Here is a 15,850-nt window from a genome sequence, read left to right as displayed (position 1 = left end):
TTCAATTCCGAGATGTCGAACGGCCGTTCGCGGTGCCCCGCAGATCGGCCCGGCAGCCCCTCGAAGATTCGGGGAACGCTCATGAAGCACACCAGAATCCGTACGTTCAACACCAAGGACACCTACCCCGAGCAGAACCTCGACAACGACCTGTGCCAGGCCGTCGTCGCCGGCGGCGTCGTATATCTGCGGGGCCAGATCGGTCAGGACCTCGAAACCCGCGAGAGCGTGGGCATCGGCGACGTCGAGGCCCAGGCGGAGAAGGCGATGTCGAACATCGCCATGCTGCTGGAAGAGGCCGGCGGCGAGCTCGAGGACATCGTCAAGGTCGTCGTGTATCTCACTGACATCCGCTACCGCGAGACGGTGTACCGCGTGATGGGGCGCTGGCTGAAGGGCGTCTACCCGGTGTCGACCGGCATCGTCGTCCAGGCGCTCGCCCGCCCCGAGTGGCTCGTGGAGATCGATGCCACGGCCGTTCCCGGGGAGCGCCCATGACGTTCTCGATCTTGGCCAGGGACGACTCCGGCGCCTTCGGGATGGCGGTCACTTCATCCTCTCCGTGCGTGGCGGCACGATGCCTCCACCTTCGCTGTGGTGTGGGAGCCGTGGCCTCCCAGAACATCACCGACCCCCGGTTCGGTGACTGGCTCCTCGACAGGCTCGCCGACGGGGACTCGGCCGACGAGGCTCTGGCAAGGCTCCGCGAGCACGACGGCACGATGGACTACCGCCAGGTGGCCGTGATCGGGGCCCAGAATGCTCCGGCCGTGCACTCCGGTGGGCGGACCCTCGGTGTCCACCACTCGCGGACATCGGAGCACGCGGTGGCCGCCGGCAACCTGCTGGACGACACCGGTGTCGTCGACGCCGTCCTGAAGGGGTTCGAGTCCGCCACCGGCGAGTTCGAGCAGCAGCTGCTCACAGCACTGACGGCCGGTCTGGCGGCCGGCGGCGAAGCCGGTGACCTCCACTCGGCCGGCCTCGCGGTCGTCCGCGACGCCGGGTGGCGCGAGACCGACCTCCGCGTCGACTGGAGCCGGACTCCCATCTCCGATCTGCAGGAGTTGCTCGAGATGTGGCTGCCGCAGCGGCGGGACTACGTGACACGCGGCATCGACCCCAGCACGGCCCCGGCGTACGGGGTGCCCGGCGATGAGTGAGGCGAAGAGGCGCGTCCAGAGCGACGTCGACAGCATCCGCGACGAGCTGATCGCGCTGTCGGAGAGTCTCTACCGCAACCCCGAGACGGCCTGGAAGGAGTTCGGGTCTGCAAGAAGGGTGGCCGAGGTCCTGCGGCGGAACGGCTTCGAAGTCACGGAGAACTTCGTCGATCTGCCGACCGCCTTCCACGCCCGGCTCGGATCAGGCACGAAGCGAATCGGCTACATGGCCGAGTACGACGCCTTGCCGGGCATCGGGCATGCCTGCGGTCACAACCTCATTTCTGCGATGTCCGTGGGTGCGGCGATCGCTCTGGCCCAGCGAGCCGACGAGCTCGGCATCACCGTCGAGGTCTTCGGGACCCCTGCCGAGGAGGGCGGTGGCGGCAAGATCGAGATGCTTGACCGCGGCGCCTTCGAGGGCCTCGACTTCGCGATGATGGCCCACCCGGCCCCGGTGGACGTCGCCCGCGCAGTCCCCTTCGCCGTGTCTCACTCGGCGATCCGCTACACAGGCAAGGCGGCGCACGCGGCGGCGTATCCGACCCATGGAAGGAACGCCGCGGACGCGTTCACGATCGCGCAGGTCGCGATCGGGATGCTGCGTCAGCAACTGCCCCCGAGCGTCCGCGTGCACGGCATCGTCACCTCGGGCGGCGAGGCCCCGAACGCCATCCCGCAGACGACCGCAGGACGTTGGTACGTGCGCGCGACGGACATGGCCGAACTCGCCGAAACCGAGGAGAAGGTGCGCCGCTGCTTCGAGGCCGGTGCACTCGCCACCGGGTGCGACCTGGAGATCGAGCCGGAGTCGCAGCCGTACTCCGACTTTCGCACTCATGAGGCCGCGTTGCGGTCGTACGAGCAGAACGCCGTGGAACTGGGGCGCCAACTCGTCACCGAGGGCCCCGAGATGCAGATGTGCCGCGCGTCGACAGACATGGGCAACGTCTCGCAAGCCGTCCCCGCCATTCACCCCTACGTCGGTCTCGACTGCTTTCCAGTGCTCAACCACCAGAAGGAGTTCGCCGATCACTGCATCGGCGAGGTCGCCGAGCGCACCATCACCGATGGTGCGACAGCACTTGCCTGGACGGCAGTCGACCTGGCAGCGGGCTGAACAGACCTGGGATTCGGCCCTGGCCGGAAAGTGCCCACGCTGCTACTTTGGCTCAGCCATTCGTCCAATTCTTCGGGGGCTCTCACACATTCGGAGCGCCAATGAGCGAAATCAGGCAGGACCCGGCGGCGACCACCGCCGACTCGGCCCCTCACAAGCTGCCGGTCAGGACCCTCGTCGCGGCCAGCATCGGCAACGCCATCGAGTGGTACGACTGGACCATTTATGCGACATTCCTCATCTACTTCGCGACGCAGTTCTTTCCCTCCGACAACCCCGAACTCGCTCTGGTGAACACCACGGCGACATACGCGGTCGCCTTCTTCTTCCGCCCGGTCGGCGGGTGGCTGCTCGGTCGCATGGCCGACGTCCGCGGCCGCAAGACCGCCATGATCGTGACCATCCTGATGATGGCCGGCGGCTCGCTGGCGATAGGACTGCTGCCAACCTACGAGCAGGTCGGCTGGCTGGCTCCGATCCTGCTCCTGCTGGCTCGCGTCTCCCAGGGCATGTCGCTCGGAGGTGAAGTCTCCAACGCCTCCGCGTACCTGGCCGAGATCGCCCCCCGGGGCCGCCGGGGCCGGTACTCGTCCTTCTTCTACATATCGACCGGCACGGCAGTGCTGCTCGCCTCGCTGCTGGGGGCCTTCCTCTCGTCGGTGCTCACCGACGGCCAGCTGCGCGATTACGGATGGCGCATCCCGTTCATCGTGGGCGGCCTCCTCGCGGTCGTGGGTCTGTACTTGCGGCGCACCATCTCGGAGACCGAGCAGTTCGAGCAGAACAAGAACAAGGCCGTACGCACGAAGCGGCCGCTGCTCACCACGATCACGCAGCACCCCAAGGCGGTGGGACAGCTGGTCGGCATCACGCTGCTGAGCACGCTGAACTACTACGTGTTCTTCAGCGCGCTCACGCCGTACGCCGTGGAGTCTCAAGGAGCCGACGACAGCGACGTGTTCATCGCACTCTCGGTCGGAACGGCGCTCTTCGTCGTGCTGCAGTATCCGTGCGGCAAGCTGTCGGACCGGTTCGGACGCAAGCGGCAGCTGCTGTTCTGGTCCGCGGCGCTCGCCTGCCTCATCATCCCGCTGTCCAAGCTGATCACCCCCGGGGCCGGGCTGCCGCAACTGCTGGTGGTCTTCTGCACGGGCCTCGGCCTGTACGCCCTGATGTCATCCATCGCGCCGGCCATCATGAGCGAGCTGTTCCCGACCGAACTGCGCGGCGTGGGCATCGGCGCCTGGTACAACATCACGGTCGCGACTTTCGGGGGGACCGCACCGCTGGTGATCACCTCCCTGTCCAACGCGGGCCACCCCGACCTGTTCTTCGTCTACGTCACCGCCGGCGCGGTCATCGCGTTCCTGACGATCTTGACGCTGCGCGAGACCGCCCACGAGGAGCTCCGGTGACCGCCGTCCTCGGCCTCCTCACCGAACTGGTGCGGCAGCGGACGGTGGCGTCCGGCGAGGGCGTACTGGCAGCGCTGTGCGCCGACCCGTTGCGCGACAACGGCTTCGAGGTGTCCACGCCCGGTTGGGAGGAGGGGCGTGAGCAGCTCGTCGCCCGCACCGGATCGGGCTCCGCACCGCTCACGGTGACCGGGCATCTCGACACGGTGCCCGCCGACCCCGAGCAGTGGACCGCCGACCCGTGGGCCGCAGAACGGGACGGCGACCGCATGGTCGGGCGCGGCACCAGCGACATGAAATCGGGGGTGGCCGCGGCCGTCGTCGCCGCCGTCGACCACGCCGCGCGGGCGCACCACTGCAACGGCCTGCAACTGGTCCTGACCGCGGGGGAGGAGACCGGCTGCACCGGAGCCCGCCGTCTCCGGCGATCGTCGCTCGCGCCGGGCGGTCCGCTGCTCGTGGCCGAGCCGACGGCCAACCGCCTCACTCTCGGTCACAAGGGCGCGCACTGGATGCGGCTGACCGCCACGGGCCGCGCCGCGCACGGGTCGGCTCCCCAGCTCGGGGACAACGCCGTTGTGCGGCTGGCCCGTGCCGCGGGCGCGCTGCACGACCACGATGCCTGGCCCTCCCACGCGACGTTCGGCCCGGTGACTGCCAACGTGGGTCTGCTGCGCGGCGGCGTCCAGCCCAACGTCGTGCCCGACTTCGCGGAGTTGCTCCTCGACGTCCGCACCGTCCCGGGCGTGGACGGCGACGACGTGCGCTCCGTCGTCGCCGAGCTGGGCGGCGACGGCGTCCGGGTCGACGACCACGTGGTGCTGCCCGTCGTCGACACGGACGGGCACGACCCGTTCGTCGCTCTCGTGCGCGAGGCTCTGGTCGCCGCCGGCGAGGACGATGAACCCCAGTCCCCTGCCCGGTACTTCACGGACGCCTCTGTGCTGGCGGGGCTGCTGTCGCCGTCCGAGGACGGCCGCCCGGCGCCCACCGTCGTACTCGGGCCGGGCGAGCCGGACCAGTGTCACGTTGTGGACGAGTGGTGCTCGGCGTCCAAGGTCGAGGCCGCCGTGGAGATCTACCGCGAGCTGTTCGACCGGTGGTGCCGCGACCGGTGACCGCACCGAGGGAGTCAGCTGACGTCGGCGGTATGCCCTTTCCGGGCATGGGAGTGATATCCCGGGCCCGTCTCTATCCGCGCACGGGTGCGTCCGCCCGCTCCAGCCGCTGCGTGCCGGACAGAGTGCGGTAGGAGCGGCGGACCTCGGCAGTGGCATCGCGGTCGGTCTTGTCGGACAGGGCGAAGTAGTCCATCTGGACGCGCTCGGCGTCGATGTCGAGGACTCCGTACCCGTGGGAGTCCACGTCCACCCACCGCACATGGGGGTTGGAGCGTCGGATGGCGGTCTTTGCCGTGACGGAGACTCCGACGGAGGGGTCCCACCGGATGTCGTGGAGGTTCGGGGAGGTGACGGACGTGACGGCGAACTCCGTCGCAACCGGTGCCGCCGCCTGCGAGGAGAAGTCCCCGTTTCCCGGCACGTCGTTGGCCAAAGCCATATGGAGGTCGCCGCTGAGGAACACCGTGTTGGCGATCTGGTTGTCGCGGAGGTGGGTCAGCAGTTCCCGGCGGTCGTCCGCGTAGCCGTCCCAGCGGTCGAGGTTGAGCGCCAAGCTCAGCAGCTTCGCCAGGGACCTGAGCGTATCGGTTGGCACGGCGCTGAAGTCGAGGGGGGCGATCATGACCGAGGTGCCGACCAGCCGCCACTTGGCCGTGGAGCCGGACAGCCTGGCCTTCAGCCAGTCCAGCTGGGCGCGTCCCGTGATGGTGCGGTCAGGGTCGTCGCTGACGTGGTGGCCCAGGATGTGGGGTGGCTGCTTGTCGCGGAAGGAACGCAGGTCGAGCACGTGCAGGTCGGCGAGTTGGCCGAACCGGAGGCAGCGGTATGTGGTGCCTTCGATGGAGGGGCGCACCGGCATCCACTCGAAGTACGCCTGTTTCGAGGCTCGTAAGCGTTTCGCCCAGTCTCCTTCGTCCGTGGACGTGTGGTTCTCGGCGCCTCCGGACCAGGCGTTGTTGGCGAAGTCGTGGTCGTCCCACATGGCGACCACGGGGTGCGCGGCATGCATGGCCTGAAGATCTGGGTCGAGCTTGTAGTGGGCGTGCCGGACGCGGTAGTCGGCGAGGGTGACGGTCTCGTGCTCGGGCCGGACCCTTCGGACGATCTTCTTCTCAAGGGGGTACTCGCCCGTTCCGAACTCGTAGATGTAGTCGCCGAGATGGAGGACCGCGTGCAAGTCGGTACGGGCGGCCAGGTGCCGGTAGGCGGCGAAGTAGCCGCCCTCGTAGTGCGAGCACGAGACCACGCCGAAACGGAGGTTGCCGGCCGTGGCGTCCTGGGCGCAGGCCGTACGCGTGCGGCCTGCGGGCGAGCGGACCGTGCCGACACTGAAGCGGTACCAGTACGTGGTGTCGGGGCGCAGTCCGCGTACGTCGGCCTTGACGGTGTGGTCGGCGGTGGCATCGGTCTGTGCCGTACCCCGGGCGACGACGGTGGCGAACTCCTCGTCCTCGGCGACGTGCCAGGTCACCTCGACGGGGGCTCCCTTACCGGAACCGGGTACTGCCTCTGAGGAGGGGGTGATTCGGGTCCACAGCAGAACGCCCTCGGGCAGCGGGTCACCGGAGGCGACACCGTGCAGGAAGGCGGGTGCTACGCCCGCCTGTGCGCTGAGGAGGCCGTAGCTGAGCGGCAGCAGGACCGCGCATGCCGCGGTGGCCGTAGCAACGGTGCGGCGCCGGAGGTTGCGGGCGGGTCTGTTTTCGGGGGAGGGATCCTGGGGGGTGGTCCGGCTATTGGTCACGGCACATGACGTTACCCGTGGGCAGCCGTGAACTCGGGGTTGTCCGACGGCGATTTGCCAATGCCGAAAGAGCCGGTTCCATGATTTCCCATACGGTCTGCCGGATCTCCTCAATTCACGTGGAAAAAGGTCTCAAGCCTTGGTAACGAATGGCAGGGAGTCGCGAACTCCCTGCCATTCTCAACGCATTGCACACCGGTGGGCCTGCGGCGAGACCCCGGTTGTTCTGGGAGAATCCTCCGGGCGCCGCCTGAACGACGCATGGGGAGTAGCGAATTCCTGATATCCGCCCGTGTCGACGGCGTTTGCGACGGCCGACTCGATCGTCGCGATTCGCATTGTTCGACCGGCAGTCATCGACGTGAGACAACGAGGATGCTGCGATGACGAGCCCGGCTAGCTCCCGTTGTGCCCCCGTTGTTTTTGATCGGTGTCGTAGACACTCAGCTCGCCATGCTCGGAGAAGAGGCCCGGAAGGTCCGTCGGTTGATCGCGAAGCTCGGCGTCGAGGAAGCCGATCGTCACCTCGGTGATGATGCGGTTGCCTTCGGTGCGCCCGAGGGAGCCGACCAGCGACGGCACCGGAGGCATCCACAGTGGCGCGTCGGTGAAGGCCGGATGGGTCATGCCGGGGATGGTGAGCATGTAGGCGGTCGACGTGCTGTGCTCGAGCATCCGCTTCAGAGCGGGGAGATATCTGGGATTTTCCTCCAGCCCGATCTGCTGGGTCAGCGCCAGCACTGGCTGGTCATACGGCCCGGGATCGCCGTCGTACGGAAAGCCGTCGAGGGCGATCACCGCGGAGAAGCGCTCGTCGGCGCGGGCCGCTTGGAAGGCGCCGCCTACGCCGGCCGACATGCCGACGACCGCGGCGCGGCCGGTGTCCAGCCGACCGGCGAGGACGCCCTTCACTTGGCCGCTGTCGAGGCGGCCGAGGTGTGAGAGGGCCGAACTGATGTCGCCGGCCTTCACCGCCGCCAATTCCTCGCCCAATCGGTAGCCTTCGGCGTCGGAGCTGACCCTGTGCTTCGCCCTGCGAACCGTCCGGCCGTCGGCGAACATGACCGCGGCCGTGTCGTAGGGGTGGTCGAGCGCGGCGACCACGTAGCCGTGGCTGGCCAACTCCTCGGCCCAGGCGGTGTTCGTGGTGCGCCCGACGCCCATACCCGGCGTGAACAGCACCACCGGGAACCGCTCCTTGCCGGAGGCGGCCGGCGCGTCGGGCACCGCGTTGGTGCGGGCCACCACAGAGCCGTCCAAGACGAACCGGGGGAACCCGAGATAGTCCGCCTCGGCCTCGGCGGCGACGTTCGCCTCGGCCTCCGAGCGGCCCATGTACAGCGCCCGCTCCACCTCGTCCGGGCCCGCCTCGGCCGGGTACCAGATCTGGGCCTGCAGCGTACGCACGTCGTCGGGATCGGTCGTCCACGTCTCGGGCCGATCGGGATCGGACCACTCGACGACGGTGGTGCCGACCGCGTACTTGCCGGTCGGCGTGGGGAAGTCCGGGACGGGGAAGGCGATCGCCGCCCCCACACCGGCGACGATCGCCAGGACGCCGGCCGCCGAAGCCGGTCCGGCCAGCCACCAGCGGATCCGCCGACCGCCGGGCTTCCCCATCATGGTCCGGGCCGTGAACGGCAGCACTACCACGACTGCCACCACCACCGGGACCGTCTGCCAGCGAAGGCCGACCACCGCGAGCGCCGCCGCCGCCGCCGACGACACCGCCGCGGCGCCGATCGCGACTCGGCGCCGGAATCGCGGCGGCAGCCAGCGGGCCGACACAAGCGCGAGCGCGCCCACGACCAGGGCTGCTTCGATCGGCGTGATGCCGATTGCGCTGATCGTCTCGTTCACGGAAGGGGTGGCGAGGGAGGTCGGGTGAGTAGTCCTGCTCGATGCTGGCATGACGGCTCCAGAGCATGCGGCCTCGCGGGCCGCCCGGGTAGGGGTCTTGTCGAGGGGTCCTGTGGTGGAAGCCCAGCGCCTGGGGCGACCATGGGCAGTGGGGCTTACGGGAAGTGCTGAGAGTGCGCGGCGGTCCGTCCGCCGTCATTCGGGGCGGATGAGCCGGGTCTCGTAGGCGAAGACCACGGCCTGCACCCGGTCGCGCAGCTCCAACTTCGTCAGGATCCGGTTGAGATGGGTCTTGACGGTGGCCTCGGCGAGGTGGAGCGAGGCGGCGATCTCGGCGTTCGACAGGCCGCCCGCCACCTCGACGAGCACTTCGCGCTCGCGTGTCGTGAGCCTCTCCAGCCGGTCGTCCTCCACCGTGCCGCGGTCGGCGGGCAGTTGGTGGGCGAAGTTCTCCAGCAGACGGCGGGTGATGCGCGGGGAGACCACCGCGTCCCCCGCGGCGACGCTGCGGATCGCCGCGAGCAGCTCCTCGGGCAGTGCGTTCTTCAACAGGAAGCCCGATGCCCCGGACTTGAGTCCCGCGAAGGCGTGTTCGTCGAGGTCGAAGGTGGTGAGGATGAGCACCCGGGTGTGCCGGCAGTCCCGGACGACACGGGCCGTCGCCTCGATTCCGTCGATGCCGGGCATGCGTACGTCCATCAGCACGACATCGGGGTTCAACTGCCGTGCCAGGCGTACGGCTTCGGCGCCGTCACCGGCCTCGCCGACCGGTTCCATGTCCGGCTGTGCCTCCAGCACCATGGTGAACGCCATGCGCAGCAGCGGTTCGTCATCGGCGAGCAGGATGCGGATCGTCACGCGGCACCGTCTCCCGCCGTGCCTGGGCGGGGCGCCGTGCCGAGGCCGAGGCGGGCCGACACCCGCCAGCCACCGCCATGCGGGAGAGGGCCCGCCTCCAACGTCGCCCCGTACGCGGCCGCGCGCTCGCGCATGCCCGGGATTCCGTGCCCGGACGGTGAGCCGCAGGCCTGCGCGGGCCGGTCGGTGCCCGCGCCGTCGTCGGACACCTCGACGGCGACTGCCTCGGCGGAGCACCGCACCCGGACTTCGGCGCGAGTGCCCGTCGGAGTGTGCTTGAGAGTGTTGGTCAACGCCTCCTGCACCAGGCGGTAGACGGTCAGTTGCGCGGCGGGGGAGACCGGAGATGGATCACCCGTCTGATCGAGACGGGTCGGCAGTCCAGCGGCCCGCACTTGATCGGCGAGAGCCTCCAACTGTGCGATGCCGGGCATCGGATGGCGCAGCGCATCCGGTTCGTCCGCCCGCAGGACTCCGAGGAACCGCCGCATGTCGGTGAGTGCTTGCCTTCCCGTGCCGGAGATCTGCCGCATGGCGGCGGTCGTTGTATCGGGGGAGCGGAACTGGGCGAAGACCGCGCCGTCGGCGAGCGCGACCATCACGGACAGGTTGTGGCTGACGATGTCGTGCATCTCGCGGGCGATACGGGCCCGTTCGTCCGCGACGGCGAGTTGAGCCCGCTGGTCGCGTTCACGCTCCAGACGTACGGCTCGGTCCTCCACGGACGCGAGGTAGGCACGCCTGGTCCGGACGTTCGTACCGATGACGGCGGTGGCGATGGCCATGGAGGTGAGGCTGATGATGTTGCCGACGACTCCGTCCTCGGGCGCCCAGCTCAGGGAGTTCAGCACGATGCCCACTTCGAGGACAGCACCGGCCAGCAATGTGCGGCGCCGGTCGCGGTACGCGGCCACCGTGTAGAGGGCGATCAACAGCGCGACATCAGCCGAGAGTTGAACGTCGGCGAGCCACTGGACGAACGCCGTGGTGGCCACCGCACCGAACACGGCCAGCGGCGCCCGTCGCCGCCACACCAGGGGCACCAGCAGCCCCGCCTGGAGGGCCAGGAGCCACGGATGGTCGCTCAGGTCGTCGCGGACGACCACGGCGGCCAGGATGAAGAGCACGGCAACCAGCAGCGCGTCCACCGCCGTCGGCGACAGCCGGGCACGCGCCCGCAGCAGCCGAAGGAACCCGGTCAGGGTGCCCCGCGACCGTACGGGCGGTGCTGCGGCCGTCATTACGCGTCCCGCCGTTTCAGCACCACGGCGGCTGCGGCGAGCGCCACGGCCGCGTACAGGCACAGGACCGCGAAGCCGGTCCACGGGGCCAGCGAAGTGGGCCCCGGATGAAGGACGGTGACAGCGCGTCCGGCGTTGTTCGGCAGGTACTTGCCGATGCTGTCGGCCCAGAAGGCCGGGAGAGTCTTGACGATTTCCGGCACGACCAGCAGCAGACCGAAGACGGTGGTCGTGCCGCCCGCCGTATTGCGGATCAGCGCGCCGATGCCGACGCTCAGCAGCCCCAGCATCGTCAGATACAGACCGTTGCCTAGGACGACACGGGCGATACCGGGATCGCCCAGTGAGGTCCCGATGCCCGTGGGTTTCAGCAGGTCCTGGCTGACCAGGAAGGCCGCCAGGGACGCGGCGGTCATCAGGGCCCAGACCACCGCCCCGAACACGGCGGCCTTGGCCCACAGGACCGGAAGACGGCGCGGCACCGCGGAGAGCGTGGCACGGATCATGCCCGTCGAGTACTCGCCCGTGATCACGAGAACACCCAGTACGCCGACCGCGAGTTGGGCAAGGTAGTAGCCGACCAGGCTCAGTGCGGCCGGCTCGTAGGCTGCCCGCTCGGCCGCGGTCAGGTCCGGCCAGCGGCCGGCGGTGACTTCCGCGAAGAGAGGTCCCAGCCCGATCATTGCGATCGTCGCGGCGACCAGTGTGAAGAACGTCGAGCGCACGGTGCGGAGTTTGACCCATTCGGAGACCAGAACCCGGGCCTGGGTGACATGGCCGTGCGCGACCCGGGGGCGGGGGAAGGCATCGGTGCTCGCGCTCATGCCGCACTTCCTTCGGCGCCGGTCCGGCCTGTCGCACCGACCGCGACCGGCCGGGCAGCCGGGTACTCGACGGCATCGCGGGTGAGTTCCATGAACGCCTCCTCCAACGAAGCCTGCCGCGGGGTCAGTTCGGACAGCGCGATCCCGTTGTCGGCGGCGATCCGGCCGATCCGTTCGCCGCTCAGGCCGGTCACCTCCAGCGCCCCGCGCTCGTGCGAGGTGACGACCACCTCCGTACCTGCCAGCAAAGTACGCAGCCGATCCGTCTCATCGGTGCGTACGTGCACCGAAGTGTGCGCCGCGTTCCGCGTGAACTGCTCGACGGAGGTGTCCGCGATCAGCCGTCCGCGCCCGACGACGATGAGGTGCTCGGCGGTCAGCGCCATCTCGCTCATCAGGTGCGAGGAGACCAGCACGGTGCGGCCTTCGGCTGCCAGCCGCTTGAGGAGGTTACGGATCCAGAGGATGCCCTCGGGATCAAGGCCGTTCACCGGCTCGTCGAGGACGAGGGTGGCCGGGTCGCCGAGCAGGGCGCTCGCGATGCCGAGCCGCTGGCCCATGCCCAGCGAGAAGCCGCCGGCTCGCCTGCCGGCCACCTCCCGCAGGCCGACGATGTCGATCACCTCCTCCACCCGGCTACGGGGTATGCCCGTGGTGGCCGCCAGGGAGAGCAGATGATGGAACGCCGAACGGCCGGTGTGGACCGAGCGTGCCTCCAGCATCGCGCCGACCTCATGCAGCGGTGCGCGGTGCGCGGCGTAGTGTTTTCCGTTGACCGCGACGTGACCTGCGGTCGGGGCGTCCAGGCCCAGGATCATCCGCATCGTGGTGGACTTCCCGGCTCCGTTCGGACCGAGGAAGCCGGTGACGGCGCCGGGCCGTACGGTGAAGCTGAGATCAGCGACGGCGGTCTTGTCTCCATACCGTTTGGTGAGCGCGTGAGCTTCGATCATTGAGCTTCCTCGTCGAGGGCGGGAGCTGGATGACTCCCAAGCTAGATTTCGCGGCCGACGAGCGCGTGAGCCCACAGGCTGGACTCCCTGCCGGTGAACTGCATCCACAGGTGGATCCCCGCTACGCCTCGAGGCGCATCCCCGCACCGTGAGATGGCTCGGCCTGGGCCTGCCGATGAGGGCAACGGCTGATTTCCGCCCTTGCGTGATTCTCTGCCACGCGCCGGTGTCAGCCTGACACGCGCCCTGAGGACGTGAGAAAGGGCGCCGGCTACCGGAGAATTCCGTCAAGAATTCCGTCACCCGGCGCCACGACGGCTCCCGCACCGACGAGGGTCCCGTTTGTCAGCCGGGAAGGTAACGAAGAACGAAGACAGTTCCCTCCGCCTGCGAATTCATGCTCAACGGCCTGGCGGCACGGGCCGATCAACGACCGGTGAACGGCAGCCAGGGCCGTGGCTCGTGTCGCCTGCTGCGTCCCGACTATGGAGGTTCGGCGTGAGAGAGGGTAGCGGGGCCGCGGGTCGCGGCTTGGGAGAGTTGTTCCGGACGAAGAGCATCGAGCAGTCGATTCAGGACACGGAGGAGCCGGACCGCAAGCTGTCGAGGTCGTTGTCCGCTCTGGACCTGACGGTCTTCGGTATCGGTGTCGTCATCGGCACCGGCATCTTCGTGCTCACCGGTGCGGTGGCCAAGGACACCGCGGGTCCCGCGGTCGCGATCGCCTTCGCCGTGTCGGGGGCCGTCTGCGCGCTGGCTGCGCTGTGCTACGCCGAGTTCGCCTCGACGGTGCCGGTCGCGGGGTCGGCGTACACCTTCTCCTACGCCTCGTTGGGTGAGTTCCCGGCCTGGATCATCGGCTGGGACCTGATGCTGGAGATGGCGCTGGCCACCGCGGTGGTGTCCGTCGGCTGGTCCGGCTACGTCCGGTCCCTGATGGACACCGCGGGCTGGGACCTGCCCACCGTCCTCCAGGGGTCGGCAGCCGCAGACGGGTTCGGCTTCGATCTGCTGGCCGCCATCCTGGTTCTGGTGCTGACGGTGATCCTGCTGCTCGGTATGAAGCTCTCCGCGCGGGTGACGGCACTCGTGGTCGCGATCAAGGTGACCGTGGTGCTGGTCGTCATCGTCGCCGGTGCCTTCCTCATCGACGCGGCCAACTACAGCCCGTTCATCCCGGAGGAAAAGGGAAACCTCGGAGGCTCCGGCTTCGAGGCCCCGTTGATTCAGCTGATCTTCGGTTACGCGCCGACGAATTTCGGGGTCCAGGGCATTTTCACGGCGGCGTCCGTGGTCTTCTTCGCCTTCATCGGCTTCGACATCGTGGCCACCGCGGCCGAGGAGACCAGGAATCCGCAGCGCGACATGCCGCGCGGAATCCTCGGCTCGCTGCTCATCTGCACCGTGCTCTACGTCGCCGTCGCCATCGTGGTGACCGGCATGCAGCACTACACGCGGCTGACGGTGGATGCGCCGCTCGCCGACGCGTTCAAGGCCACGGGGCAGCCCTGGTTCGCCGGATTCATCAGCTTCGGTGCCGCGATCGGTCTCACGACCGTATGCATGATCCTGCTTCTCGGTCAGACCCGCGTGTTCTTCGCGATGAGCCGCGACGGGCTGCTGCCCCGGTTCTTCTCCAAAGTGCATCCACGCTTCGCCACCCCCTACCGCTCCACGATTCTGCTGGGCCTCGTCGTGGCTCTCCTGGCGGGGTTCACCAGCATCGAGGAGCTTGCCAGCCTGGTGAACATCGGGACTCTCTTCGCCTTCGCCGTCGTCGCGCTGGGCGTCATCATCCTGCGCCGCACCCGCCCCGACCTGCCGCGCTCCTTCCGCACTCCCTGGGTGCCGGCGCTCCCGATCGTCTCGATCGCCGCCTCCACCTGGCTGATGCTCAACCTCTCCGCCGAGACGTGGCTGCGATTCGCAGTGTGGATGGCGGCAGGGGTGACGCTCTACTTCTTCTACGGGCGTACGCGCAGCAGGATGAACACCGACAAGCGACAGTAGCCACCCCGGCCACCCCCACGCCGCCAGCCGCAGCCGGTGGTCTGCCCGGAAACAGAAAGAAGCCCGCTGAGCTGGAGATTCGCTCTCCGGGAATCGTACGAGCTCGTCAGTGACTGCTCCCATGACTGGGTTGGTTCGTCCTAGGGGGTAGCGCTTGAGCGGCTCACGGGTCTCGTCGCGAAAGCGGTACGAGCAAGTCGGATCCGACGTGGCGCTGAGAGGTGCAGGTGGCGCCTTTGCCTTGTTCACGTTGAAACGCCGACGCGTGGAAAGGTGGAGCAGCCTGGCCGCGCCGGGAACAGCGGTCCGGTCGGCACGGTTGCATCGTCCGAGGGGCCGGCGCCGCAGGGGCGGGGAACACGGAGAGCACAGGGTCGTCCTCCCCATCAGGATCCGGTCCCCAGGATCGTGGTGCGCCCGCCGTTCGTTCGGACCAGGATGTTTTTCTGCAGGAGGACGTTTCATGACTGACCGGCCCTTGACGCTGATGGCAGTACACGCCCACCCCGACGACGAGGCCACCGGAACCGGAGGGGTACTTGCGCGGTACGCGGCGGAGGGCATCCGCACGGTTCTCGTGACGTGTACCGACGGCGGTTGCGGTGACGGACCGGGGGGTGTCAAGCCGGGCGATCCCGCGCACGATCCGGCGGCCGTCGCCGTGATGCGCCGGCAAGAACTCAAGGCTAGCTGTGACGTCCTGAAGGTCAGCGATCTGGAGATGCTGGACTATGCCGACTCCGGGATGACGGGCTGGCCGAGCAACGACGCCCCCGGATCCTTCTGGCAGACCCCCGTGGAGGAAGGCGCCGCCCGACTTGCGGAACTCATGCGGCACTACCGACCCGATGTGGTCGTCACCTACGACGAGAACGGCTTCTACGGCCACCCCGACCACATCCAGGCCCACCGCATCACGATGGCGGCGCTGGAGATGACGACCGAGCTGACGCCGAAGGTGTACTGGACGACGGTGCCCCGCTCGATGATGCAGCGGTTCGGGGAAACCATGCGCGAGTTTCACGAGGACCTGCCGGAGCCGGATCCTGCCGAGGCCGCCGCGCTGGCCGAGATCGGCCTCCCCGACGATGAGGTCACCACGTGGGTGGACACCATCGCATTCAGCAGTCAGAAGTTCGATGCGCTGGCCGCGCACGCCAGTCAGGGCGAGAACATCTTCTTCCTCAAGATGGGCAAGGAGAGGTTCGGCGAGTTGATGGGCATGGAGACCTTCGTACGTGTCAAGGACGCCACCGGCGCGGCCGTACCCGAGAACGATCTCTTCGCCGGACTGCGCTGATCCGCCCGTCCGACAGGGGCCCGGGAATCAACTCAGCCGTGCGGGCCTGGCACTGCCGGATCGGAGCGCTCTCGAACCGTCTCTCGGCTGCGCTGGTGGAGAGTTCCGCGGGCGAATACACCGGCTGGGGAGACGTGGGCAGAACAAAAAATCCCGCTGACCCGGAGATATTCTCTCCGTCAGCGGGCCTTTCGATGCTGTCGGGACGGCGGGATTCGAACCCACGCCCCCTTGGACCCCA

Annotated in this window: 13 protein-coding genes; 7 read left to right on the top strand and 6 right to left on the bottom strand. The window is 68.5% G+C overall.

The features are described 5' to 3' along the window. Positions 1-81 precede the first annotated feature (81 nt). The 5 genes from ACSMXX_RS02040 (at position 82) to ACSMXX_RS02020 (ending at position 4,816) form a co-directional block, all read left to right on the top strand. Positions 82-498, top strand: a complete 417-nt coding sequence (locus tag ACSMXX_RS02040) for a RidA family protein (protein WP_473182291.1) — start codon at positions 82-84, stop codon at positions 496-498. After that, positions 495-1,163: a DUF1028 domain-containing protein gene (locus ACSMXX_RS02035; protein WP_473182290.1), complete on the top strand. Its 669-nt coding sequence runs from the start codon at positions 495-497 to the stop codon at positions 1,161-1,163. The genes ACSMXX_RS02040 and ACSMXX_RS02035 overlap by 4 nt, the downstream gene beginning before the upstream one ends. Continuing rightward, the gene (locus ACSMXX_RS02030; protein ID WP_473182289.1) at positions 1,156-2,283 is read left to right on the top strand and encodes a M20 family metallopeptidase; all 1,128 of its coding nucleotides are present in this window, start codon (positions 1,156-1,158) and stop codon (positions 2,281-2,283) included. The genes ACSMXX_RS02035 and ACSMXX_RS02030 overlap by 8 nt, the downstream gene beginning before the upstream one ends. A gap of 101 nt (positions 2,284-2,384) precedes the next feature. Next, positions 2,385-3,698, top strand: a complete 1,314-nt coding sequence (locus tag ACSMXX_RS02025; protein WP_473182288.1) for an MFS transporter — start codon at positions 2,385-2,387, stop codon at positions 3,696-3,698. Next, positions 3,695-4,816 carry a M20 family metallopeptidase gene (locus ACSMXX_RS02020; protein WP_473182287.1) on the top strand — a complete coding sequence of 374 codons (1,122 nt, stop codon included), beginning with the start codon at positions 3,695-3,697 and terminating at the stop codon, positions 4,814-4,816. The genes ACSMXX_RS02025 and ACSMXX_RS02020 overlap by 4 nt, the downstream gene beginning before the upstream one ends. 73 nt (positions 4,817-4,889) lie before the next feature. Here ACSMXX_RS02020 and ACSMXX_RS02015 read toward each other — a convergent pair whose 3' ends face one another. The 6 genes from ACSMXX_RS02015 to ACSMXX_RS01990 all read right to left on the bottom strand — a co-directional run bounded on the left by ACSMXX_RS02015 (position 4,890) and on the right by ACSMXX_RS01990 (position 12,299). Further along, a complete protein-coding gene (locus tag ACSMXX_RS02015) occupies positions 4,890-6,563 on the bottom strand; it encodes an alkaline phosphatase D family protein (protein WP_473182286.1) in 1,674 nt (557 codons plus the stop codon). Between the two features lie 396 nt (positions 6,564-6,959). Next, a complete protein-coding gene (locus tag ACSMXX_RS02010) occupies positions 6,960-8,423 on the bottom strand; it encodes an alpha/beta hydrolase family protein (RefSeq protein WP_473182285.1) in 1,464 nt (487 codons plus the stop codon). 195 nt (positions 8,424-8,618) lie between these two features. Next, the gene (locus ACSMXX_RS02005; RefSeq protein ID WP_473182284.1) at positions 8,619-9,281 is read right to left on the bottom strand and encodes a response regulator; all 663 of its coding nucleotides are present in this window, start codon (positions 9,279-9,281) and stop codon (positions 8,619-8,621) included. Continuing rightward, positions 9,278-10,522 (bottom strand): sensor histidine kinase, encoded by a 1,245-nt coding sequence (locus ACSMXX_RS02000; protein ID WP_473182283.1) that lies wholly within the window; start codon positions 10,520-10,522, stop codon positions 9,278-9,280. The genes ACSMXX_RS02005 and ACSMXX_RS02000 overlap by 4 nt, the downstream gene beginning before the upstream one ends. Further along, a complete protein-coding gene (locus ACSMXX_RS01995) occupies positions 10,522-11,346 on the bottom strand; it encodes an ABC transporter permease (protein WP_473182282.1) in 825 nt (274 codons plus the stop codon). The genes ACSMXX_RS02000 and ACSMXX_RS01995 overlap by 1 nt, the downstream gene beginning before the upstream one ends. Further along, positions 11,343-12,299 (bottom strand): ATP-binding cassette domain-containing protein, encoded by a 957-nt coding sequence (locus ACSMXX_RS01990; protein WP_473182281.1) that lies wholly within the window; start codon positions 12,297-12,299, stop codon positions 11,343-11,345. The genes ACSMXX_RS01995 and ACSMXX_RS01990 overlap by 4 nt, the downstream gene beginning before the upstream one ends. 540 nt (positions 12,300-12,839) lie before the next feature. Between ACSMXX_RS01990 and ACSMXX_RS01985 the strand changes: the two genes are divergently transcribed. Together ACSMXX_RS01985 and ACSMXX_RS01980 are read left to right on the top strand one after the other, a co-directional pair. Continuing rightward, positions 12,840-14,309 (top strand): amino acid permease, encoded by a 1,470-nt coding sequence (locus ACSMXX_RS01985; protein WP_473182280.1) that lies wholly within the window; start codon positions 12,840-12,842, stop codon positions 14,307-14,309. A gap of 463 nt (positions 14,310-14,772) precedes the next feature. Beyond that, positions 14,773-15,609 carry a PIG-L family deacetylase gene (locus tag ACSMXX_RS01980; protein WP_473182279.1) on the top strand — a complete coding sequence of 279 codons (837 nt, stop codon included), beginning with the start codon at positions 14,773-14,775 and terminating at the stop codon, positions 15,607-15,609. Positions 15,610-15,850: the final 241 nt, after the last annotated feature.

It is taken from the genome of Streptomyces sp. DSM 116795, from assembly GCF_055792905.1.
This window is presented reverse-complemented; position numbering and strand designations above follow the sequence as displayed.

Coding starts and splice junctions, on each gene's coding strand:
- ACSMXX_RS01995 (WP_473182282.1), bottom strand. CDS start 11,346: ATGAGCGCGAGCACCGATGCCTTCCCCCGCCCCCGGGTCGCGCACGGC.
- ACSMXX_RS02030 (WP_473182289.1), top strand. CDS start 1,156: ATGAGTGAGGCGAAGAGGCGCGTCCAGAGCGACGTCGACAGCATCCGC.
- ACSMXX_RS01990 (WP_473182281.1), bottom strand. CDS start 12,299: ATGATCGAAGCTCACGCGCTCACCAAACGGTATGGAGACAAGACCGCC.
- ACSMXX_RS02000 (WP_473182283.1), bottom strand. CDS start 10,522: ATGACGGCCGCAGCACCGCCCGTACGGTCGCGGGGCACCCTGACCGGG.
- ACSMXX_RS02035 (WP_473182290.1), top strand. CDS start 495: ATGACGTTCTCGATCTTGGCCAGGGACGACTCCGGCGCCTTCGGGATG.
- ACSMXX_RS02040 (WP_473182291.1), top strand. CDS start 82: ATGAAGCACACCAGAATCCGTACGTTCAACACCAAGGACACCTACCCC.
- ACSMXX_RS01980 (WP_473182279.1), top strand. CDS start 14,773: ATGACTGACCGGCCCTTGACGCTGATGGCAGTACACGCCCACCCCGAC.
- ACSMXX_RS02025 (WP_473182288.1), top strand. CDS start 2,385: ATGAGCGAAATCAGGCAGGACCCGGCGGCGACCACCGCCGACTCGGCC.